Origin of the sequence: Pseudarthrobacter sp. MEB009, assembly GCF_030208875.1 — a bacterium.
Lineage (GTDB): Bacteria > Actinomycetota > Actinomycetes > Actinomycetales > Micrococcaceae > Arthrobacter.
Window position 1 is genome coordinate 546,464 of record NZ_JARVTC010000013.1, and the last position, 20,982, is coordinate 567,445.

General features: G+C 67.7%; 19 protein-coding genes. 11 read left to right on the forward strand and 8 right to left on the reverse strand.

Annotated elements, in window-relative coordinates; genetic code table 11:
• Positions 1-62 precede the first annotated feature (62 nt).
• On the forward strand, positions 63-1,085 hold the full coding sequence (locus QRN07_RS13770; RefSeq protein ID WP_050683835.1) for an EamA family transporter: 1,023 nt from the start codon (positions 63-65) through the stop codon (positions 1,083-1,085).
• A 106-nt stretch (positions 1,086-1,191) separates the two neighbouring features.
• Here QRN07_RS13770 and QRN07_RS13775 read toward each other — a convergent pair whose 3' ends face one another.
• Positions 1,192-1,455: a WXG100 family type VII secretion target gene (locus QRN07_RS13775; protein ID WP_050683809.1), complete on the reverse strand. Its 264-nt coding sequence runs from the start codon at positions 1,453-1,455 to the stop codon at positions 1,192-1,194.
• A gap of 221 nt (positions 1,456-1,676) precedes the next feature.
• On the opposite strand from QRN07_RS13775, the gene QRN07_RS13780 reads away from it, so the two are divergent.
• Complete coding sequence (locus QRN07_RS13780; RefSeq protein WP_056599293.1) at positions 1,677-1,949, forward strand: DUF2277 domain-containing protein; 273 nt, start codon at positions 1,677-1,679, stop codon at positions 1,947-1,949.
• Between the two features lie 18 nt (positions 1,950-1,967).
• Here QRN07_RS13780 and QRN07_RS13785 read toward each other — a convergent pair whose 3' ends face one another.
• Genes QRN07_RS13785 through QRN07_RS13795 form a run of 3 tightly spaced genes read right to left on the reverse strand, consistent with a single transcriptional unit; the run spans position 1,968 to position 4,909 of the window.
• On the reverse strand, positions 1,968-4,256 hold the full coding sequence (locus tag QRN07_RS13785; RefSeq protein WP_285241303.1) for a heavy metal translocating P-type ATPase: 2,289 nt from the start codon (positions 4,254-4,256) through the stop codon (positions 1,968-1,970).
• Positions 4,257-4,287: 31 nt separating this feature from the next.
• Positions 4,288-4,527 carry a heavy-metal-associated domain-containing protein gene (locus QRN07_RS13790; RefSeq protein ID WP_285241304.1) on the reverse strand — a complete coding sequence of 80 codons (240 nt, stop codon included), beginning with the start codon at positions 4,525-4,527 and terminating at the stop codon, positions 4,288-4,290.
• A 46-nt stretch (positions 4,528-4,573) separates the two neighbouring features.
• A complete protein-coding gene (locus tag QRN07_RS13795; RefSeq protein WP_050683813.1) occupies positions 4,574-4,909 on the reverse strand; it encodes a metal-sensitive transcriptional regulator in 336 nt (111 codons plus the stop codon).
• Positions 4,910-5,233: 324 nt separating this feature from the next.
• Between QRN07_RS13795 and QRN07_RS13800 the strand changes: the two genes are divergently transcribed.
• Together QRN07_RS13800 and QRN07_RS13805 are read left to right on the forward strand one after the other, a co-directional pair.
• Positions 5,234-6,340, forward strand: a complete 1,107-nt coding sequence (locus QRN07_RS13800) for a WD40/YVTN/BNR-like repeat-containing protein (protein WP_285241305.1) — start codon at positions 5,234-5,236, stop codon at positions 6,338-6,340.
• On the forward strand, positions 6,333-6,620 hold the full coding sequence (locus QRN07_RS13805; RefSeq protein WP_050683815.1) for a MoaD/ThiS family protein: 288 nt from the start codon (positions 6,333-6,335) through the stop codon (positions 6,618-6,620). The genes QRN07_RS13800 and QRN07_RS13805 overlap by 8 nt, the downstream gene beginning before the upstream one ends.
• Positions 6,621-6,689: 69 nt before the next feature.
• Here QRN07_RS13805 and QRN07_RS13810 read toward each other — a convergent pair whose 3' ends face one another.
• Both QRN07_RS13810 and QRN07_RS13815 read right to left on the reverse strand, forming a co-directional pair.
• Positions 6,690-6,926 carry a hypothetical protein gene (locus QRN07_RS13810; RefSeq protein ID WP_050683816.1) on the reverse strand — a complete coding sequence of 79 codons (237 nt, stop codon included), beginning with the start codon at positions 6,924-6,926 and terminating at the stop codon, positions 6,690-6,692.
• A 127-nt stretch (positions 6,927-7,053) separates the two neighbouring features.
• Positions 7,054-8,280 (reverse strand): pyridoxal phosphate-dependent aminotransferase, encoded by a 1,227-nt coding sequence (locus tag QRN07_RS13815; protein WP_285241306.1) that lies wholly within the window; start codon positions 8,278-8,280, stop codon positions 7,054-7,056.
• A gap of 213 nt (positions 8,281-8,493) precedes the next feature.
• On the opposite strand from QRN07_RS13815, the gene QRN07_RS13820 reads away from it, so the two are divergent.
• The 7 genes from QRN07_RS13820 to QRN07_RS13850 are packed head-to-tail and all read left to right on the forward strand — an operon-like array spanning position 8,494 to position 18,520.
• Positions 8,494-9,789: an ABC transporter substrate-binding protein gene (locus tag QRN07_RS13820; RefSeq protein WP_285241307.1), complete on the forward strand. Its 1,296-nt coding sequence runs from the start codon at positions 8,494-8,496 to the stop codon at positions 9,787-9,789.
• 15 nt (positions 9,790-9,804) lie between these two features.
• Positions 9,805-10,776 (forward strand): carbohydrate ABC transporter permease, encoded by a 972-nt coding sequence (locus QRN07_RS13825; protein WP_200933649.1) that lies wholly within the window; start codon positions 9,805-9,807, stop codon positions 10,774-10,776.
• Complete coding sequence (locus QRN07_RS13830; RefSeq protein WP_050683819.1) at positions 10,776-11,630, forward strand: carbohydrate ABC transporter permease; 855 nt, start codon at positions 10,776-10,778, stop codon at positions 11,628-11,630. The genes QRN07_RS13825 and QRN07_RS13830 overlap by 1 nt, the downstream gene beginning before the upstream one ends.
• Positions 11,627-14,302, forward strand: a complete 2,676-nt coding sequence (locus QRN07_RS13835; protein WP_285241308.1) for a beta-galactosidase — start codon at positions 11,627-11,629, stop codon at positions 14,300-14,302. Before QRN07_RS13830 ends, QRN07_RS13835 begins: the two co-directional genes overlap by 4 nt.
• A 26-nt stretch (positions 14,303-14,328) precedes the next feature.
• Positions 14,329-15,618 carry an ROK family transcriptional regulator gene (locus QRN07_RS13840; RefSeq protein ID WP_285241309.1) on the forward strand — a complete coding sequence of 430 codons (1,290 nt, stop codon included), beginning with the start codon at positions 14,329-14,331 and terminating at the stop codon, positions 15,616-15,618.
• Positions 15,619-15,633: 15 nt separating this feature from the next.
• The gene (locus QRN07_RS13845) at positions 15,634-17,385 is read left to right on the forward strand and encodes a glycoside hydrolase family 35 protein (RefSeq protein ID WP_285241310.1); all 1,752 of its coding nucleotides are present in this window, start codon (positions 15,634-15,636) and stop codon (positions 17,383-17,385) included.
• Between the two features lie 58 nt (positions 17,386-17,443).
• Positions 17,444-18,520 carry an ATP-dependent DNA ligase gene (locus QRN07_RS13850; protein WP_285241311.1) on the forward strand — a complete coding sequence of 359 codons (1,077 nt, stop codon included), beginning with the start codon at positions 17,444-17,446 and terminating at the stop codon, positions 18,518-18,520.
• A 4-nt stretch (positions 18,521-18,524) separates the two neighbouring features.
• On the opposite strand, the gene nikE is transcribed toward QRN07_RS13850, so the two are convergent.
• The gene (nikE, locus tag QRN07_RS13855; protein ID WP_285241312.1) at positions 18,525-20,165 is read right to left on the reverse strand and encodes a nickel ABC transporter ATP-binding protein NikE; all 1,641 of its coding nucleotides are present in this window, start codon (positions 20,163-20,165) and stop codon (positions 18,525-18,527) included.
• A complete protein-coding gene (locus QRN07_RS13860) occupies positions 20,162-20,980 on the reverse strand; it encodes an ABC transporter permease (protein WP_285241313.1) in 819 nt (272 codons plus the stop codon). Before QRN07_RS13860 ends, nikE begins: the two co-directional genes overlap by 4 nt.
• Positions 20,981-20,982: the final 2 nt, after the last annotated feature.

Here is a 20,982-nt window from a genome sequence, read left to right on the forward strand (position 1 = left end):
GCAAGCGTACTGTCATGACCATCACCTCACTTTACTCCTGACAGAAGGCATTGGTGCCTGCCGTGAAACAAACCCACCGCCGCGGACCGGCCGGCGCCTTCCTGGCGCCGGGCCTCGGCATTGCCCTCTTTTCCTCCGCCGTGTTCGGCATCTCCGGCGCCTTTGCCAAGGCCCTGCTCGAAACCGGCTGGACCCCCGGCGCCGCGGTGACCGCCCGGCTGACCGGTGCCGCGCTGATCCTTGCCGTCCCGGCCATTCCGGCCCTCCGCGGCCGGTGGCACCAGCTGCGCAGCAACTGGCTCACCATCGTGCTGTTTGGCCTGGTGGGCGTGGCAGCCTGCCAGCTGTTCTACTTCAATGCCGTGGCCAGGCTGTCAGTGGGCGTCGCCCTCCTGCTCGAGTACCTGGCGCCGGTGCTGATTGTGCTCTGGCTGTGGGCGGCCAGCCGGAAAACGCCGCGCGCCCTGACCTTTGGCGGCACGCTGCTCGCCCTGGCCGGCCTGGTGCTGGTCCTGGACCTGACCGGCGCTGTCAAGGTGGACGTGGTGGGCGTGCTGTGGGGCATCGCCGCAGCGGTCTGCCTCGCCATCTATTTTGTGATCACGGCCAAGGAAAACGACACCCTGCCGCCCATCGTCCTGGCGTCCGGCGGGCTGATGGTGGGTGCTGCGGTGATGTGGCTGGCGGCCGCTACCGGCCTGCTGCCCATGGCGTTCAGCACCGCTGACACCAAGCTGGGACCCTGGCTGGCGCCGTGGTGGGTTTCGCTGGCCGGCCTGGTGCTGCTGGCCACCGTGCTGGCGTACGTCTCGGGCATCATGGCGGCCAGGGCGCTGGGCTCCAAAGTGGCATCGTTTGTGTCGCTGACCGAGGTCCTCTTCGCCGTGGCCTGGGCCTGGCTGCTGCTGGGTGAACTGCCGGGTGCCATCCAGCTCCTGGGCGGTGTCCTGATTGTGGGCGGCGTGGTCCTGGTGCGGCTTGACGAACTCCGCGCCGCAGCGAAAACCGGTGCGCCGCCGGCCGCGGATGCACCTGCGGGGGCCCGTCCGCTGGACCATGCGAACGACGTCGAACCCGTCCCGTAACCCAGGCCTGTCCGCAGGTGGAACCGGGGCGGGGTTAAACCGGACAGGGTCCGGACACCCCATGGTGTCCGGACCCTGCCGCGGCAAGCCTGCTGAACCGTCAGGGTCAGTTGGAGGCCCGGTCCTGCTCTTCGGCGTTCTTGGTAGCCTTCGTGCCGGCTTCCTTCAGCGCTTCCGCAACCTTGGTGAGAAGGGCGGAGTGCGTGCCGGACCATTCGTTGCGGAACTTCTGGGCGTCCGGACCTTCCCAGTTCGTGCTGCTCAGGACCTTGGTGAGAGTGGTCTTCTGCGTCTCGATCTCCGCTGCACCCGACTGAAGCTTGCTGCCCAGCTGACGAAGTTCCTGGACGTCTGCACCCCAAATAGCCATCAGTTTCTCCTTGTGTAGTGTGGATCCGGCTTGAACCGGTCTCCCCAGTGGCCCCCGGCTCATCCGGAAGATCCATTGGTTCAAACCTACCCCGGCCCGGAAAACAGTGTCGATGGGCACCCCTGCCCATGCTGGACTCCCCATGCGGGGACCCCGCGGAACGGGCGGCTGCCAAGGAAAAAGGGCTCGATCCCGGCTGGATCAGCGCCTAGCATGGGCGTATGTGCCGGAACATCCGAACCCTTCACAACTTCGAACCGCATGCCACCAGCGATGAGGTGCATGCCGCAGCGCTGCAGTATGTGCGGAAGATCAGCGGCAGCACCAAGCCGTCCAAGGCCAACCAGGAGGCCTTCGACGACGCCGTCCACGAGATTGCCCACATCACGGCACATCTGCTGGACGCCCTGGTCAGTGTCGCGCCCCCCAAGGACCGGGAGGTTGAAGCGGCCAAGGCAAGAGCCAGGTCCGCCGAGCGGTTTGGCGCCGCCTGACGGACCACCGGGCCCCGGTTACCTGCCGAAGCGCCGCAGCCGCAGCGAGTTTGCCACCACCAGGACCGAGCTCGCCGCCATCGCGGCGCCGGCCAACATCGGGTTGAGCAGGCCCAGGGCGGCCACCGGGATACCCACCGCGTTGTAAAAGAAGGCCCAGAACAGGTTCGTTTTGATGGTGGCGAGGGTCCTGCGGGACAACTGGATGGCCTGCACTACCTGGGCCAGGTCGTTTCCCATCACCGTCAGGTCCGCTGCCTCGATGGCCACGTCCGTGCCCGAGCCCATGGCGATGCCGAGGTCCGCCTGTGCCAGTGCCGCGGCGTCGTTCACGCCGTCGCCCGCCATGGCCACCGTGGCGCCCGAAGCCTGGAGCGTCCGGACGGCCGCCACTTTCCCTTCCGGAGTGACCCCGGAAAACACGTCGGCAGGATCAATTCCGACGGCGGCAGCCACCTTTGCAGCCGCGGCGGCGTTGTCCCCGGTCAACAGGATGGGACGCAGTCCGAGTTCCTTCAACGCGCCCACTGCGTCCGCGGAGCCTGCCTTGGGGGCATCCCGGAGGCTGATGATGCCGGCCGGTGCCCCGTCCACGGCCACCCAGACGGCGGTGGCACCCCCCGCTTCGGCAGCCGCCAACGCGGCTTTCCGGTCCGGGCCCAGGGCAAGTCCTGACTGTTCCAGCCAGCCGGTGCGGCCGGCGGCCACCAGCCTGCCTTCCACGGTTCCCAGCACTCCGCCGCCTGGCTCGGAACGGAACCCGTGGACGGGCGGCAAGGCGCCGCCGTCGTGCGTTTCCCGGCTCTTCCCGGCCGCGGCGATGGCCCTGGCCACTGGATGTTCCGACGCGGTCTCGACTGCCGCCGCCAGGCGCAGCACTTCGGCTTCCGTGAAGCCCGGCAGCGCCGTGGTGCCGTCCACAGACAGGATGCCGGTGGTGACGGTACCGGTCTTGTCCAGCAGGATGGTGTCCACCGTCCGGGTGTCCTCCAGGACCTGCGGGCCCTTGATCAGGATGCCCAGTTGGGCGCCGCGTCCCGTTCCCGCCAGCAGGCCAACCGGTGTGGCCAGCCCCAGGGCACAGGGACACGCGATGACCAGCACGGCCACCGCAGCGGTAAACGCGGAACTCAGCTCGCCGGCGGAGATGGCCGGCCCGGCAGCCAGGAGCCAGAGCCCGAACGTGGCCACGGCAATGACCAGCACCACCGGTACGAACACGGCGCTGACGCGGTCGGCGAGGCGGGCGATGGGCGCCTTGCCGGTCTGGGCCTGGGAGACCAGCCGGGCCATCTGGGCCAGCGTGGTGGCTGACCCCACGCGGGTGGCCCGGACCAGCAGCCGGCCTGAGGTATTGATGGTGGCGCCGGTTACCCGGCTGCCCGGACCCACGTCCACCGGCATGGATTCGCCGGTGACCAGGGATGCGTCAACGGCCGATGTCCCCTCGGTGACCACGCCGTCCGTGGCTATTTTTTCGCCGGGGCGGACCACCAGCAGGTCATCCACCTGCAGCCGGTCAGCGGGGATCGACAGTTCGTTTCCCTCCCGCAGGATAGTGGCAGCCTTGGCGCCGAGGTTCAGGAGGGCCTGCAAGGCATCGCCCGCCTTCTGCTTGGCGTTGGCCTCCAGGAACCTGCCCAGGAGCAGGAAAGTGGTGACAACTGCCGCCACTTCGAAATAGAGCCCGCCGGCTGCCATGCCCTCCATTCCGGGGCTTTCGGTCATGCGGGGATCCGCCAGCAGCTGCCAGGCGGAGAACAGGTAGGCGGCACCAACGCCGATGGACACCAGGGTGTCCATGGTGGAGGCCAGGTGCCTTGCGTTGATGGCTGCGGCCCGGTGGAAGGGCCACGCGGCCCAGGTCACCACGGGCAGGGCCAGGACGGCGGCGGCCCAGCCCCAGTGCGGGAAGTGGAAGGCGGTCACCATGGAGATGAGGAAAACGGGGACCGTGAGGGCTGCGGAGGCCAGGAGGCGGGGGCGCAGCGATGCGGCGGAACCACCGTGGGTCATGTGGTCCCCGCCGGCAGGGTCCATCGCGTGGCTGTGGCCGTGGTCCGCGGCGGGCCGCACGGTGGCCGTGTAGCCGGCAGCGTTGACGGTGGCCACCAGCTGGTCATCGCTGATGTGGGCAGGAACGCTCACGTGGGCGGATTCCAAGGGCAGGTTGACGGTGGCTGCCACGCCTTCGAGCTTGCCCAGCTTCCTTTCCACGCGGTTGACGCACGACGCGCAGGTCATGCCTGTGATGTCCAGGTCAACCGTGCGGTGGTCCGATGGGTGCAGGAGCCCGTGCTGGCTCATGTCCGCCTCCTTGGTCAGGGGATAAAAGGGTTCAGGCCTGGTTGGCGACGACAAGGTAACCGGCCTCGGCCACTGCTTCACCGATGTCCGACGGCGGCAAGGCGCCGCTCGAGGTAATGGTGGCCGTGGAGATGCCGCCGGCGTTGAGGTCTACGGCGACCGCTTCCACCCCGGCCAGGGACTCCAGTTCTTCGCTGACCGCCGAGACGCAGTGGCCGCAGGTCATGCCGGACACGCTGACGGTGGTGGTGATGGGTGAGGTGGTGCTCATGGCTGGCTCCTTGGGTTGTGGGTGGTGTTCGCAGGCGGGTGCTGCCTCAACGGATCAGGCGGCCGATGGCTTCCGTGGCTTCCTTGACCTTTGCATCGATGGCCCCGGCGCGCAGTTCCGGATCCGGCTCCGCGGCGGCGCCCACCACACAATGGCCGATATGTTCCTCTACCAGGCCCAGGCTCACGGCGTGCAGGGCCTTCGTGACTGCCGAGACCTGGGTGAGGATATCGATGCAGTACTTGTCCTCGTCCACCATGCGGGCGATGCCGCGGACCTGGCCCTCGATGCGCTTGAGCCGGCGGAGGTAGGCGTCCTTGTTGCCCGTGTAGCCGTGGACGGCGGGGGTGTGCTCCGGCGTGGGCTGTTCTGCAGTGTCCATAACGCCAACTTATACCCCCTTGGGGTATGGCGCAAGTACCCCTGGGGGGTATTCCCGTGGCGGGCCTCATGATCTTCGCCGGGCACAAAAAAGCTCCGGAGTGCGTTATTGGGGGATACGCACTCCGGAGCAGCATTTGGGCAGGCCCGCGGTTCACTTGGGCTTGCGAAATTAAGCTTACTGGCTGGTAGGGCGGTCCGCCAGCACCGCGAATAAGTACTTTCGCTTTATTTTCCACACCACAAAATTTTCCACACCACAAAAAGGCCGGCCAAACTGTTGTTGGAAAGAAAACCGTTGCGGCCCGCCGCCGCCGGTGGTTGCATGGAACGCATGGCAACCGCGGAGAGTTATGTCCTGGCGATCGGAACCAAAAAAGGGTTATGGCTGGCCACCAGCCCGGACCGGAGCAATTGGGCCTTTACCGGCCCGCATTTCCTGATGAGCGAGATCCCCAGCGTGGGGATCGACACGCGGGAAGGCCGGACGCGGATCATGGTGGGGGTGCGCAGCGAGCACTGGGGGCCCACCGTGGCACACTCCGACGATCTTGGCGCCACGTGGTCCGAGCCTGCGGAGGGCGCCATCACTTTTCCCGCTGACACCGGGGCGGCGGTGGAGCGGATCTGGCAGATCCATCCGGACGCCGAATCCCGGCCCGGGGTGGTGTGGGCGGGTGCCCAGCCCATCTCGGTCTGGAAATCAACGGACGGGGGAGAGCATTTCGAGCTGAACCGGGGGCTGTGGGACCACCCCCACCGCAGCGAGTGGGGGGCAGGCTACGGCGGCGCGGCGGCGCATTCAATCGTGGTGCAGCCAGGCGGTGACACCGTCCACATCGCCATGAGCACCGGCGGCGTCTACCGTTCCCTGGACGGGGGCTCCTCCTGGGAGCCGCGGAACCGCGGCATTTCTGCGGGCTTTATGCCGGACGCCGAACCGGAATTCGGCCAGTGTGTGCACAAGATTGCGGCGGACGCCGGGATCGAAGGCAGGCTGTACGCCCAGAACCACCATGGTGTGTACCGGACAGACGACAACGCCGACACCTGGACGTCCATCGCTGATGGGCTTCCCGCAGACTTCGGCTTTGTGATGCTGGCGCATCCGCGGCGGGAAGGGACCGCCTGGGTCATTCCGCTGAAGGCCGACGGCGAACGGATTCCGCCGGATGCCGAACTCGCGGTGCACCGGACGGATGACGCCGGTGCCACCTGGCTTAAATCCACCACCGGGCTGCCGGACCACGAATACAACAGCGTCCTGCGCGACGCCGCGGCAGTGGATAGCGCCGAACCGGCAGGCGTCTACTTCGGCACCCGTGGCGGCTCCGTCTACGCAAGCCCGGACGAGGGGGAAACCTTCACCGAGGTGGCTGCCCACCTGCCGGATGTCCTGTGCGTCCGGGCGGCAGTGGTGGCCGGTGCCTGACATCACTGTGGTGCTGCCCAGCGTGCTGCAGCCCCTGGCCGGCGGGCAGTCCGTTCTGACTGCGCCCGCTGACGCGGCGGTGACTGTTGGGAGCGTGCTGGATGCGGTGACGGCGGACTTTGCCATCCTGGCCCGCCGGTTGCGGGACGAAACGGGTGCCTTGCGCCGGTTCGTCAATGTTTATGTGGACGGCGACGAGGTCCGCCGCCTGCAGGGCCTGGCTACCGAGGTGGAGCCCGGCCAGGAAGTACTGGTCATCCAATCCGTGGCCGGCGGCTGAGGCGGAAGGGTCCAGCGCCGTGCGGGCAGTCCATACTGACTGCGCCCGCACTGCCGTGCCCGGTCCGGCTCAGGCCACCCGCCAGATGCTGCACTCGTCAGCGTTGATGGCCTTCCGCAGGCCGGTAAGCCGGTCGACGATCCAGATGACGCCGATGCCCGGCGCGGTCTCCTGGACACTGCCGCGGCGGATGACCACGTCGTCGTAGGAAGGGCCCACAGAGAGCCTGGCTTCAATTTCATCACCGCGGTGGAGCTGGTCCAGGGCGCGGACTCTGGTTACATTCGGCGTCGCTTTCGTCAACATGGGGGCCTCCTGGCGCTGGGACGGGCCCTTGCCCGCAGTTCCAGTGTGGCCCTGCAATGTTGCGCGCCGGTTTCACCATCGTTAGCTGCCGGTTAGTTCTGCGCGCCGGCGCTGTTTCCGCCGGCCCCTACTCCGTGCCGGCCGCCCGGTAGCCGGCCAGGAACGTGGCGATCCTGCCCACGGCCTCCTCGATGTCCAGGACGGAGGGCAGGATGACGAACCGGAAATGGTCCGGCGCAGGCCAGTTGAAGGCCGTGCCGTGGGAAACCAGGATTTTCTGGTCCCGGAGCAGGTCCAGGACAAACTGCTCGTCGCTGGCGATGGGGTAGAGGTCCGGGTCCAGGCGCGGGAAAAGGTACATGGCCCCCGCCGCCGGGACGCAGGTGACACCGGGGATGGCGGTCAGCAACTGGTAGGCGAGATCCCGCTGTTCCCGGAGCCTTCCGCCGGGCCGGACCAGCGCCTCGATGCTTTGGTAGCCGCCCAGGCAGGTCTGGATGGCGTGCTGGGCGGGAACGTTCGGGCACAGGCGCAGGGAGGCGAGGAGCTCCAGGCCTTCGCGGTAACTGGCGGTCGCGGCCAACGGGCCGGTGATGGCCACCCAGCCGGCGCGGTAGCCGGGCATCCGGTAGGCCTTGGACAGGCCGCTGAACGTCAGGCAGCAGACATCCTCCGCGACGGCCGCTGTATGGACGTGCTCGGCGCCGGCGTAGAGCACCTTTTCGTAGATTTCGTCCGAAAAGAGGACCAGGTTGTGCTTCCGGGCCAGCGACGCGAACTGCTCAAGGATGTGGCGGGGGTAGACGGCGCCCGTGGGGTTGTTGGGGTTGATGATCACAATCCCCTTGGTCCGGCTGGTGATTTTCGCCTCGACATCGGCCAGGTCCGGCCACCAGTTGTCCGCTTCCTCGCAGAGGTAGTGCACCGGCTTGCCGCCCGTCAAGGTCACGGCGGCGGTCCACAGCGGATAATCGGGCGCCGGGACCAGGATTTCGTCGCCGTTTTCCATAAACGCCTGCAGGCACATGGAGATGAGTTCACTGACGCCGTTGCCAATGAAGATGTCTTCCACGCCGATCTGCATCAGGCCGCGGGTCTGGTAGTACTGCGAGATGGCGGTACGGGCGGAGAAGATTCCCTTGGAGTCGCTGTAGCCCTGCGCGCCCCGGAGGTGGTGGATCATGTCCACCACCACGGACTCGGGGGCTTCCATGCCGAACGGGGCTGTGTCGCCCAGGTTCATCTTGAGGATCCGGTGCCCCTCCGCCTCCATGGTTTTGGCTGCCTGGAGAATGGGGCCCCGCAACTCGTACCGGACGTTCTGAAGTTTGCTGGAGTGTTGCATGGCGCGCATGGTTGATCATTTCACAGCCGCCGCCCCACCGCCCGTGATGACCCGTCGGCTGCCCCGGGGATCATGTGTTAGCGATCACAAAAAACTATTGACGACGGTTAGAATAAGCACTAGCGTAAGGGTCTGCCGGCTATCCGGGGGACACCCGCGCCAGCCCAGGCTCTTGGTACACAGTTTCCGGCAATGACCGCCGGGCCATCTGAAGGGAAAGCAATGAAGCTTCTTGAAACCACCGTCTCGCGCCGCAACGTCCTGGCCGGCCTGGGCGCCTCAGCCCTGGGCATCATCACCCTCACCGCCTGCGGCGGGTCCGGCACCGCCTCCTCATCCGGCGGCAAGGACTTCGTGATGACCGTCTGGGGCGGGGACCCGGACAAGGCCGCATACCAGGCCCGGCTGGACCTCGCCAAGGCCAAATACCCCGACTACAACATCACGCTCCAGCTGATTCCGAACAAGGACTACGCCCAGAAGGTCCAGACCATGATCTCCGGCGGCACCGGCCCGGACATCATGCAGGTCGCGGAAGACGCCAACGCCTACAGCTCAAAGAACCAGCTGCTGGCCCTGGACGATCTGATCGGCAAGTCCGCCCTGGACCTCTCCGCGACCTTCGGGCCCGTGGCGGAGAACTGGAAGTACAAGGACAAGACCTACGCCATCCCGGACCGCGCCGGAGCCATGATCATGTATTACAACACCGCCGAATTCGAGAAGAAGGGCATCCCGGCACCCACGGCGGAGTGGACCTGGGACGACCTGCTCTCGGCCGCCAAAGAGCTCACCGGCGACGGCGTCTACGGCTACGGCGGCACCGAATGGTGGCCCATCTGGATGTCCTTCGCCTACCAGAACGGCGGACAGATCATCGATCCGGGCAGCGGCCGGCCCACCGTGAACACCCCTGAAGTCATCGAGGCGCTGCAGTTCTGCCAGGACCTGGTCTTTAAGCACAAGGTGGCCCCGTCCAAGGTTGACTACGCCAACATGGGCGCCGGCGTGGGCGGCGACGCCGCCTTCGCGTCGGGCAAAGTGATGATGAACAGCACTGGCTTCTGGAACATCGGCAGCCTGGCCAAACAAAAGACCATCAGCTGGGATGTGGCGCCCGTCTGGCGCGGCCAGGAGAAGGCCATCGCAGCCTTCGGTTCCGGCCTTGCCGTGTCCCGGAGCAGCAAAAACCCCGACGACGCCTTCAAGATCATCGAATTCATGACTTCTGCCGAGGGCCAGAAACCCATCATGGACCTGGGCCAGGACGTCCCCGCCCGCCAGGACCTGCAAAGCAGCCAGGAGTTCCTCAAGCCGGCCTGGCTGGACGCCACCGTGGACATGCAGGTGTTCCCCGATTCCGCACCGTCCATCTTCAAACCCCCGTTCATCCCCGAGTGGAACGAAATGCAGAAGGCCATGACTGACGCGCTGTCCGACTTCTGGCTCGGCAAGTCCGATGCCAAGGCCAGCGCCGCTGACCTGCAGAAGCGGCTTGAGTCCATCGTCAAGGCCTAGGCGCGGCAGACGGCCATGTCAGTCCTGCAGAAGCCCACCTCCGCGCCGGGCCCCGCCCCGGCGCGGGAGGCGCCCAACCCCCGCAAGGCCCGCCCCAGCGCCATGCGCCGCAAGGAAGCCAGGTTCTTCTGGCTTTTCATCTCACCCTGGATCATCGGATTTGTGGTGTTCCTGCTCGGCCCCATGCTGGCCTCCATCTACCTGTCCTTCACGGACTGGGACTCCTTCACGGACCCCAACTGGGTGGGCGTTGCCAACTACGTCCGGCTCTTCACCGAAGACGAGATCTTCCATAAATCCCTCTGGAACACGTTCTATTTCGCGTTCTTCTCCGTGCCGCTGGGCATGGCCATCGCGCTGTTCCTGGCCGCGCTGCTGAACAAGCAGATGAAGGGGCGGAAGCTGTTCCGCACCCTGGTCTACCTGCCGCACCTGGTGCCGATCGTCGCCGTCGCCCTCATCTTCCAGATGGTGCTGGCACCCGATTCCGGCCCGCTCAACAGGTTCCTCGCCGTGTTCGGGATCGACGGTCCCGCCTGGCTCTTCGAGAGCGACTGGGTCAAGCCTGCGATCATCCTGCTGTCCCTGTGGCAGGCAGGCGGTGCCACCGTGCTGCTGCTGGCCGGTATGAAAGGCATCCCGCAGGAATTCTACGAAGCGGCAGAAATCGATGGCGCCTCCGGGATCCGCCAGTTCTGGAGCATCACCTTTCCGCAGCTGACCCCCATCATCTTCTTCAACCTGATCATGGGCATCATCGGTGCGTTCCAGGTGTTTGCGCAGGTCTACATCCTGACCCAGGGCGGGCCGGACAACGCCAGCCAGATGGTGGTCCCGCTGCTGTTCAACGAGGCCTTCCGGAACTACCGGATGGGCTACGCCTCCGCCATCTCCTGGGTGCTGTTCCTCATCGTCATGGCACTGACCGTCCTGGCCTTCGCCACCTCACGCAAGTGGGTCTTCTACGAAACCGAGGTCAAGAACTGATGGCCGCCCTCAAGGTCTACAAAAGTTCCGCCTTCACCTACGGGTGGCTCACGGTGGCATCCGCCATCTTCTTCGCACCGCTGGTGTTTGTGGTCTCCATCGCCCTCAGCAGCGACCAGACGGTGGCATCCGGCAGCTTCTCACTGATCCCCACAGAATTCCAGTGGGACAACTTCGTGCGGATTTTCCAGACCCAGCAGCCGGTGGGCAACTTTGTGCTGAACTCCGTCATCATCTCGGTGTTCGCCACCGTGGGGCAAGTGTTCTCCTCCGCGCTGGTGGGCTACGCCTTCGCCCGGCTTCGTGCCAAGGGTAAAAACATCACCTTCATGATTGTGTTGGCCACCATGATGATCCCTGCCCAGATCACCATGATCCCGCAGTTCATCCTGTTCAAGGAGCTCGGCTGGATCAACACGTTCCTGCCGCTGATCATCCCCAACTTCTTCGGCAACGCCTACAACATTTTCCTGATCCGGCAGTTTGTTTCCAGGCTGCCCCTGGAAATGGATGAGGCTGCCATGGTGGATGGGCTGGGCTACTTCGGCATCTTCCGCCGGATTGTGCTGCCCATGATGACCCCGGTCCTGATGGCCATCGCCATCTTCACCCTGACCTTCACCTGGGGCGACTTCATGGGCCCACTGATCTACATCAACGACGACACCAAGATGCCGCTGGCGCTGGGCGTCCAGCTGCTGACCAGCACCAGCCAGGAACTGCAGACACCGCCGTGGAACCTGGTCATGGTGGGCACCGTGTTCCTGTCCCTGCCCATGATCATCATTTACTACTTCGGCCAGAAATACATGTACGAAATGAACATCACCACCGGCAGCGCAGGGGTGAAATGATGCAGGATTCCGACGGCGGCAGCGTCCGCCTCGAGGACGGCCGGCTGCTGATCGACGGCGGCCCCGAGGTATTGCTGTGCTCCTCGCTGTTCTACTTCCGGCTTCCTCCGGAGCAGTGGCGCGAACGCCTCCGGCTGGTCCGCGCATCAGGGTACCGCGCCGTGGACGTCTACTTTCCCTGGAACTTCCACGAGCTCCGGCCCGGCACGTTCGACTTCACCGGCGCCAGGGACATCGCGCGGTTCCTGGACCTCGCCGCCGAGGAGGACCTGTTGGTGATGGCCCGCCCCGGCCCGTACATCTGCTCCGAGGTGGACGGCGGAGGACTGCCGGCCTGGCTGGGGCTGGATCCCGAACTCCGGGTCCGGCAGAACGAGCCGCGCTTCCTGTCCCAGGCGCTGGCCTGGTACCGGGAGGTACTGCCCCTGATCGCCGAACGCCAGCACGGCAACGGCGGCAGCGTGGTCCTGGTCCAGGTGGAGAACGAACTGGATTTCTTCGACTGCGAGGACCGGACCGGCTACGTGGAAGCCCTCGCGGACGCGGCCAGGGCTGCCGGGATCACGGTTCCCATCATTGCCTGCGCCGGCCAGGGCGACCTTGCCGGCGCCACCGGCAACGCCCGGGGTGTGGTGCCGGCCGCAAACTTCTACCCGGACGACGCCTCCCCTGACGTTGAGGCCGAGGTGCTGGCGTACCAGCAGGAACTGGCCGCCCGGGGGATCCCGCTGCTTATCACGGAAACCAACCGGCTCCACCTGACACTGCGCCGCGGACTCCTCTCGGGTGCCCGCCTGCTGGCCCCCTACCTGCAAAGCTCGGGTTGGAATTTCGACCTGAACCCGTCCGCCGGAAACTGGGGAAACCCCGGCAACTTTATGACCCACAGCTACGACTTCGGCGGCTACGTGGCAGCCGACGGCGCCACCCGGCCGGAGTACGCCGAAGGCCAGCGGCTGGCGGCGGTGATCGGTGCGTTGGGCGTCCGGCTGGCAGGCGCGGCGCCCGTCCTGGCCGCGCCGCTGGAACTGGTGCCCGACTTCGCCACGTCCAGCGTCCGGCCCGTGCTGGCGCTCGACGGCGGCGGGTTCCTGGCCGGGCTGCCCAACCTGTCCGGCACGGACGGGATGCTGCAGCTCAAGACCGATGCCGGGGCCACCGCCACGGCCCTGGTTCCCGCCGGCCACTGCCCGCTGCTCCTGGCCGGCCTGCCGCTGGCAGGCTGGGGCGTGCCGGCCGTGCTGGAACTGGCCACGGCCGAACTGACGGCCAGCGCCGCTGCCCCCGGCGTCCTGAACCTCACGTTTGCGCCCGCCCCGGGCGCGGTGCTGGTGCTCTCGACGGACCGGGACACCACAGTGCTGTCCGGCACCGCCGGCCACAGCGGCAGCTTCCTCATCGTGGACGTGGCGGCGGGTCCCGGCGAGGTGGCGTTCGACGACGGCACCCGGCTGGCGTGGGCAACGTCCGCGGCACCCACGACGGGCGCCGTGGCCAGCCCGGGTGCCGGCGTCGGGCTTTCCACCGGACGCACCCTTGCTGCCCGGCCCTTCACCGGGATTCCGGCAACCCGGCACGCCGCGGCGCCGCCGCTGGAGGAAGTCGATGTGTATGCCGGCCGGGCCCGGTACCGGGCCGCTGTTCCCGCAGGCTGCCGCCGGCTTCTTATCCACGGGGCCGCCGACATCGTGGACTTTTCCCACCACAGCACTCCGGCCGGCGGATCAGTGCCTCTGGGCACCAGGATTCCCTACGGCGCCGGCATGGATGTGGAACTGCCCGCCGCCGGCGGCGAGGTGGTGGCCGACGTCGAAATCTGGGGCCACGCAAATTTCGACGACGTCCGGCTGCCCGCGCTGGCCCTCGGCTCGCTGCGCGGGGTAGGGACCGTCCTGGCCGTCATCGCCGCCACAGACGTCTCCGGGCTGTGGCGGGTCCACGGCCCGGACCAATGGGCCGCACCCGGCGGCGCCGTCCGCAGGTTCGGCGGCTGGAGCAGCACACGGCTGGGCGCCGGCATCGAATACCGCAAAACCATTCCGGCTCCCCTGCAGGGGGAGGCGTGGCTGCACTTTGCCGGGCTGGCCGCTCCCGTGCAGGTGCGGGTGGACGGCGGTCCTTCCGTGGCCGTTCCCGCCGAAAACCCCTACCTGCCCCTGCCGGCCGGTGCGGACAGCTGGGACGTGGCGGTCAGCCTGACCCATGACCCGTCGGCCCCGTCCGTGGCCGTGACGCTGCTGTCGGGAACGCCGCTGCGGGACTGGGACGTGCAGGCACTGCCCCAACAGCACCTGGACGCCCTGGCGCTTGCCGCCGGGACCGCGGCGGTTGAATCCGCGGCGGAACCGCTGCCGGTGGGTGTCCGCCCCGGCCAGCCAGTTTGGCTGGTCCCGGACACTGCAGCGCTGCAGCCGGGACACGGGTATTTCCTGGCAGCGGCCGGGTCAGGCCTGATGGCCAGCGTGTGGCTCGACGGGCAGCGGCTGGGGCGGTTCTTCCCCGGCGGGCAAGAGTCCGGCAGTGACCTGGAGCTCCGCGGCGGCGACCCCGGCGTGATCTGGTTGCCGGCCCCTATGATAAAACCGGACGCCAGGCTGACGCTCCTGCTCGAATGCCGGGGCACCGCGGCCGGCACCCTCGACTCCCTGCTGTGCCGTCCGGCCGCCAGCTGATCCGCACCAACAACGAAAACACACCAATGCCGAAAAGAACGTCCAGGGACATCCGCAATGAAAGCCGCTTCGCGCTGCTCCGCGGCCTCTATGCCCTCCGCACCGCCACCCGCCAGGAGTTGGCCTCCGCCACGGGACTGAGCTTCGCCACCATCTCCAGCATTGTGGGCGAGCTGATCGAGGCCGGGGTGCTGGTGGAGGCCGGGCGCGAGGACTCCGGCGGCGGCCGGCCCGTGACCCGGCTGAAGATATCCCCCGAACGCGGCACCCTGGTGGGGGTGGACATCGCGGAAACGTACATCCACGTGGACATCTACGACCTCTCCCTGTGTGTAATCGGCAAGGCCGAAAGTGCCCTGGGCATCGAGGAAAACGAACCGGCGGCCCTGGTCCGCCGGGTGGCAGGGGTCATCAACCAGGCCGCCGCAGACGCCGGAATCGCCCGCAGCTCGCTGGTGCGCGTCGGCGTCAGCCTCCCGGGCCAGGTGGATCCCCAGCGGGGGGTGTCCGTCTTCGCCCCGAACTGGGACTGGCACGAGGTCAACATCCAGGCCCTGCTCAGCAACGCGATCGGGCTGCCGGTGGACGTTGACAACCCGCTGCGGGCGATCGCCCTGTCCGAGCTCTGGTTCGGCGCCGGCCGCCTGGTGGCCAACATCGCTGCCGTGAACCTGGGCACCGGTGTGGGCGCCGGCCTTGCCCTGGACGGTGAGCTGGTCCGGGGCGCCAGCAACACCGCCGGGGAATGGGGCCACACCACCCTCATGTTTGGCGGCCGGCTCTGCCGGTGCGGCCGGCACGGCTGTGTGGAGGCGTACCTGGGGGTGCCCGGCCTGCAGCAGACCATGGCGGAAATCAACGCAGGCCACCCCCTCCTCACGGCGGACCGGCAGCGGGAATTCGTCCTCGCCGTCGCCAAAGGCCTGGCCGCCGGAGACCCCGACTGCACCGAACTGCTGGACGTCACGGGCCGGTACTTCGCCGCCGCCCTGGGCAACCTCATCAACTTCATCAACCCGGACCACGTCAGCATCCTGGGCTGGACCGCGGCCAACATCGGCCCCGAACTGCTTCAGGCCACGGAGAAACACCTGGCCCGGGAGATGCTGCCCAGCGCCGGGGGCGTGGTGCGTGTGGGACTGTCCACCGTCGTCGGCAACGCCGTCACCCTGGGCATGGCAACCCTGGCGCTTGAGGGATTCCTTGAGCAGGCAGGAGTGCCCAGCCGCGGCGCCTTGCCCCGCGCCGGCGCCGCACTGCCGGCCGATCCCCGGCCGCACCAAACCCGCGGGCCGCAGCCCGCCAAAACCACTTAAGAAGGAGCACCCCGGATGGGACATTTCGAGATCGGCACCGAGGATTTCCTGCTGGACGGCGCACCGTTCCGCATCCTCTCCGGCGCCATCCACTACTTCCGGGTCCACCCCGACCAGTGGGCGGACCGGATCCACAAGGCCCGGCTGATGGGCCTGAACACCATCGAGACCTACGTGCCCTGGAACGAGCACTCGCCGGAACCCGGCACGTTCCTGACCAACGGGCGCCTGGACCTGGCCCGGTTCCTGGATCTGGTCCAGGCGGAGGGGATGCAGGCCATTGTCCGGCCGGGGCCGTACATCTGCGCCGAGTGGGACAACGGCGGCCTGCCCGCCTGGCTGTTCACGGACCCGTCCATCGGCGTCCGCAGCAGCGAACCAGGCTTCCTGGCCGCCGTGGATGGGTTCCTGGCCGGCCTGCTGCCCATCGTCGTCGAACGCCAGGTCAGCCGGGGCGGGCCGGTCATCCTGCTGCAGATCGAAAACGAGTACGGCGCCTACGGCAACGACAAGGCCTACCTGCAGCACCTCGTCGATTTCGCGCTGAATGCCGGCGTTGACGTGCCGCTGTTCACCTGCGACCAGCCCTTCGGCAGCATGATCGAGGACGGCTCGCTGCCGTTCCTGCACAAAACCGGGACGTTCGGGTCCCGGACGGCGGAGCGGCTGGCCTTCCTCCGGGAACGGCAGCCAACCGGACCGCTGATGTGCGCCGAATTCTGGAACGGCTGGTTTGATAACTGGGGCACCCACCACCACACCACCGACGCTGCCGCCTCTGCCGCCGAACTCGATGCCCTGCTCAGCGCCGGCGCCTCCGTAAACGTCTACATGTTCCACGGCGGCACAAACTTCGGCTTCACCAATGGCGCCAACGACAAGGGCATCTACGAGCCCACCATCACCTCCTACGACTACGACGCCCCGCTCAGCGAGGACGGCTACCCCACGGACAAATACTTCGCCTTCCGGGACGTGATCGCCAAACACTTCCCCGTCCCGGAGGAGATGCCCTCCCGACGGCGCCCTGCCGCCGAAACGGAGGTGGCCGTGACCTCGGCCGCCGGTTTGCTTGGCTCCCTGGACCTGCTGGGCGGGCCCCGCACCCTGGCCGGGCCGGCGCCCACCACCGAGGACGCCGGGCAATACCGCGGCTTCACCCTCTACAGCACCGAAGTGGACCGCGGCGGCGTCCTGACCGTGGCGGAGGTCCGGGACCGGGCGCAGTTTTTCCTGGCCGGCTCGCCGGTGGGTGTCCTCAGCCGCGAACTGGGGGAACGGGCCATCACCATCCCGTCCGGCGGGCTGCTCCAGGTCCTGGTGGAGGACCAGGGCCGGGTGAACTACGGCCGGCGGATCGGCGAATTCAAGGGCCTGATGGCGCCCGTGAAGCTCAACGGCGGCGAACTGCTGGACTGGGACATCCAGGCGGTGGACGTTGGAAAGCTGGGCAGCCTGCGCGCCGCCGCGACGGACCTTGCGGCGGATGCCGGTGTGCCGGGGCCGTCCGTTGCGTTTGCGGACTTCGAGGTGGACGAGCCTGCCGACCGCTACCTGCGGCTGGACGGCTGGACCAAGGGCAACGCGTTTGTCAACGGCTTCAACCTGGGCCGCTACTGGAGCCGGGGGCCGCAACGGACCCTCTACGTTCCGGGGCCGCTGCTGCAGCCGGGCCGCAACGAACTGGCCATCCTGGAACTGCATGGCAGCACCACCCGGACCGTGCAGTTCGTCGCCGCACCGGACCTGGGGCCGGACGAAAAGTAGCCGCCCGCACCCCGCGGCGGGGTTCCGCCCGCCGCGGTCCGGGGACAGAATGGGGTCCATGGAACTCCCCGTGATGCCGCCCGTCCCGCCCATGCTCGCCAAAGCCGTCAGCGGCATCCCGGAAGGGGAGCTGAGCTACGAACCCAAGTGGGACGGGTTCCGGTCCATCATCTTCCGCGACGGGGACGACCTGGAGATCGGCAGCCGGAACGAAAAACCACTGACCCGCTACTTTCCGGAACTGGTGGCCGCGTTGAAGAAGAACTTGCCGCCGCGGTGCGTGGTGGACGGCGAAATCGTCCTGGTGGGCGCCGCCGGGGACCGCCTCGACTTTGATGCCCTGCAGCAGCGCATCCACCCCGCCGCGAGCCGGGTGAACCTCCTGGCAGGGGAGACCCCGGCGTCGTTTGTGGCCTTTGACCTGCTGGCCCTCGGCGACGACGACTTCACCGGCCGGCCGTTCGCCGAACGCCGGGCGGCGCTGGAGGAGGCGCTCGCCGGCAGCCGCGCCCCGGTCCACCTCACGGCCGCCACCACCGACAAGGACACGGCCGGGAGCTGGTTCCGGCAGTTCGAGGGGGCAGGGCTGGACGGGATCGTGGCCAAACCCCTTGCCGGAACCTACCAGCCGGACAAACGCGTGATGTTCAAGATCAAGCATGAACGCACCGCGGACTGCGTGGTGGCCGGCTACCGGGTGCACAAGAGCGGCCCGGACGCCATCGGATCATTGCTGCTGGGCCTGTACAAGGACGACGGCGGGCTGGCGAGCGTCGGCGTGATCGGCGCCTTCCCGATGAAGCGGCGCCAGGAGCTGTTTGCTGAGCTGCAGCCTTTGGTCACGGACCTCGAGGAGCATCCGTGGGCATGGGCCCGGCAGGAAGAAGGGGAGCGGACGCCCCGCAAGGCGGAAGGCAGCCGGTGGAGCGGGGGCAAGGACCTCTCCTTTGTGCCGCTCCGGCCGGAACTGGTGGTGGAAGTGCGCTATGACCACATGGAGGGGGAGAGGTTCCGGCACACGGCACAGTTCTCCCGCTGGCGGCCGGACCGTGATCCCGCCTCCTGCACCTATGCCCAGCTGGAGGAACCCGTCAGCTTCGACCTGGCCGCGGTGCTGGCGACGGGGCGGCCGTAGGCGGTCAGCGCTCAGGGGCTTCGCCCCTGAGCCCGGCACGGGCGGCGTGGGTCCTGGCATCCAGCATGGTCCACAGGCCGTCGGCCCGGCAGGGAATGGACGCCCCCACCAAGGCCTGGCTGTGTGGATGCTGGGGAGCTGCGAAGAAGTCGCGGGTTTCGGCCACTTCCACCACCCGGCCCGCCAGCAGCACGGCCACCCGGTCGCACATGTAGCGCACCACATCCATGTCGTGGGAAACGACGATGAGGGACAGGTTGTGCTCCCGCTGCAAGCGGAGCAGCAGGTTCAAGATGGTCCGTTGGGTGAGGGCGTCCAGGGCGGAGGTGGCTTCGTCGCAGATCAGGACCTGCGGTTCGAGCAGGAGGGCCCGGGCGATGGTGGCCCGCTGGAGCTGCCCGCCGGAGCACTGGCCGGGACGCCGGTCCAGCAGGCCCGCGTCCAGTTCCACTTCCTTTATGGCGGTCGCAATGCGCTCATCCCGCTGGGCCGGCGTCAGTGACCGGTGCGGCCTGAGCGGGGCCGCCAGGCTGGCCCGCAGCGTCAGCCGGGGGTCGAAGGCGCTGTGCGGTTCCTGGAAGACAAGCTGCACGGCGGTGGGCAGGTGCGCGGCGGCGCCGTCCAGCCGCCGCGTGATGGTCCCGGTGCTGGGTGCCTCAAGCCCCACGATGGCTTTCGCCAGCGTACTTTTGCCGGACCCCGACTGGCCCAGGACACCCAGGATTTCGCCGCGCCGCAGGGTAAGCGAAACGTCCTCAAGCGCGGACCTGGCGCGCTTGGGCCCGAAGTGCTTGCCCACCTTATCCATAACAAGGACCTCACGCTCTGTCGAAGCCGGACGACGGCGGGAAACCGGTGCCAACTGCGCTGCGGCCAGGAGGTCGCGGGCGTAGTCCGTCGCAGGCCGGGTGAGCAGCTCGCCGGCCGGACCGGCTTCCACGATGCTGCCGGCGTTCATGACCAGGACCCGGTCCGCGTACGCGGCAACGGTGGCGAGGTTGTGGGTGATGTACAGGATGCCCAGTCCGCGCTCGCGCCGTTCCCGGTCCAGCAGTTGCAGGACCTGGCGTTCCAGGACCCTGTCCAGGGCGGAAGTCGGCTCATCGGCCAGCAGCATGTCCGGCTGCCCGGCCAGCGCGAGGGCTGTCATGGCGCGTTGGGCCATCCCGCCCGAGAGTTGGTGCGGGTGGGAACGGATGCCGCGAAGCGGATCGGCGAAGCCAACCTCCTCAAGCAGTTCCAGAGCCCGGGCCCGGGCCTTGGCGCCGCGAAGCCCGGCATGGAGGCGCAGCGGCTCCTTGAGGTGGGAGCCGATGGTCCGGTTGGGGTTGAACATCCGTTTAGGCTGTTGGAACAGCATTCCCAAGCGGCCGCCGCGGACCTTGTTGAGCTCCGCTTCGGTGGCCCGGGTCAGGTCAAGGTCTCCCAAGCGGATGGATCCGCCGGCAATTTCAAGGTTCGGCGGCAGCAGCCGCAGGCAGGACATTGCGGTCAGCGTCTTGCCGGAACCTGAACTGCCCACCAGCGCAACAAACTCGCCGGGTTCAACGGCGAGCGAGACACCGGAAAGCAGGCGCCGAGGGTTCGGGCCGCCGTCGGACGCGTGCCTCACGTCCAGGTCGGCCAGGACCAGGCGTGCGCTCATTGATGTGCCGCCTGGGGCAGGAGCAGCGGCGCCGCGGCCATGTGTGCGGCCCGCTGGCCCAGCAGCGTCACGCAGAGGGCCACGGTGAAGATGACCAGGCCAGGCGCCAGGATTCCCAGCGGTGCGCGGTCTGCGAACGGCTGGGCCGCGGCAAGCATGGAGCCCCAGTCGGACTGCGGCGGCTGGACGCCCAGACCCAGGTAGGAGAGGGCGCCGACGCTGATCAGCAGGTGCCCGAATCTTAGCGTCGCCTGGCCGAGGATGGGCGCGGCGAGGTGCGGCAGGACGTGCCGGAAGATGATGAACCACGGCGAACAGCCCACCACCCGTGCCGCGTCCACGAAGCCCCGTGCCGAAACGTCGTAGGCAAGGGTGCGGGCCAGCCTGGCGAAGGGCGTCCACCCGGTGACGGTCAGTGCCAGCAGGAGCGGCCAGAACCCGGTGCCGAGGGCGGCCACGATGAACAGCGCCACCACCATTTCCGGCAGGGCCAGCAGGACATCGTTGGTGCGCGTCAGGAATTCATCCACCCAGCCACGCCGGCGGGCGCTGATGATTCCGACGGCGACGCCCACCAGGCAGGTCAGTACCGTCGCCAGCGCGGCGACCGACATGGAGAACCGGCCGCCCTCCAGGATGCGGCTCAGCGTGTCCCGGCCCAGGTTGTCCGTGCCCAGCCAGTGATCCGCCGACGGCGGCGCCAGCCACTGCGCGAGCTGCTGTTCTGCGGGCGGGTAGGGTGAAATCCACGGCGCCAGCAGCACGGCCAGGACGATCAGGGCAAGGACAGCCGCGGCAACCGTGGTCACCGTCATCC

Bases quoted from the DNA above. Each gene is read 5' to 3' on its own strand.
- QRN07_RS13775 (WP_050683809.1), bottom strand. From the start codon at position 1,455: ATGGCTATTTGGGGTGCAGACGTCCAGGAACTTCGTCAGCTGGGCAGC.
- QRN07_RS13780 (WP_056599293.1), top strand. From the start codon at position 1,677: ATGTGCCGGAACATCCGAACCCTTCACAACTTCGAACCGCATGCCACC.
- QRN07_RS13785 (WP_285241303.1), bottom strand. From the start codon at position 4,256: ATGAGCCAGCACGGGCTCCTGCACCCATCGGACCACCGCACGGTTGAC.
- QRN07_RS13790 (WP_285241304.1), bottom strand. From the start codon at position 4,527: ATGAGCACCACCTCACCCATCACCACCACCGTCAGCGTGTCCGGCATG.
- QRN07_RS13795 (WP_050683813.1), bottom strand. From the start codon at position 4,909: ATGGACACTGCAGAACAGCCCACGCCGGAGCACACCCCCGCCGTCCAC.
- QRN07_RS13800 (WP_285241305.1), top strand. From the start codon at position 5,234: ATGGAACGCATGGCAACCGCGGAGAGTTATGTCCTGGCGATCGGAACC.
- QRN07_RS13810 (WP_050683816.1), bottom strand. From the start codon at position 6,926: ATGTTGACGAAAGCGACGCCGAATGTAACCAGAGTCCGCGCCCTGGAC.
- QRN07_RS13815 (WP_285241306.1), bottom strand. From the start codon at position 8,280: ATGCGCGCCATGCAACACTCCAGCAAACTTCAGAACGTCCGGTACGAG.
- QRN07_RS13820 (WP_285241307.1), top strand. From the start codon at position 8,494: ATGAAGCTTCTTGAAACCACCGTCTCGCGCCGCAACGTCCTGGCCGGC.
- QRN07_RS13825 (WP_200933649.1), top strand. From the start codon at position 9,805: ATGTCAGTCCTGCAGAAGCCCACCTCCGCGCCGGGCCCCGCCCCGGCG.
- QRN07_RS13830 (WP_050683819.1), top strand. From the start codon at position 10,776: ATGGCCGCCCTCAAGGTCTACAAAAGTTCCGCCTTCACCTACGGGTGG.
- QRN07_RS13835 (WP_285241308.1), top strand. From the start codon at position 11,627: ATGATGCAGGATTCCGACGGCGGCAGCGTCCGCCTCGAGGACGGCCGG.
- QRN07_RS13840 (WP_285241309.1), top strand. From the start codon at position 14,329: ATGCCGAAAAGAACGTCCAGGGACATCCGCAATGAAAGCCGCTTCGCG.
- QRN07_RS13845 (WP_285241310.1), top strand. From the start codon at position 15,634: ATGGGACATTTCGAGATCGGCACCGAGGATTTCCTGCTGGACGGCGCA.
- QRN07_RS13850 (WP_285241311.1), top strand. From the start codon at position 17,444: ATGGAACTCCCCGTGATGCCGCCCGTCCCGCCCATGCTCGCCAAAGCC.
- nikE (WP_285241312.1), bottom strand. From the start codon at position 20,165: ATGAGCGCACGCCTGGTCCTGGCCGACCTGGACGTGAGGCACGCGTCC.
- QRN07_RS13860 (WP_285241313.1), bottom strand. From the start codon at position 20,980: ATGACGGTGACCACGGTTGCCGCGGCTGTCCTTGCCCTGATCGTCCTG.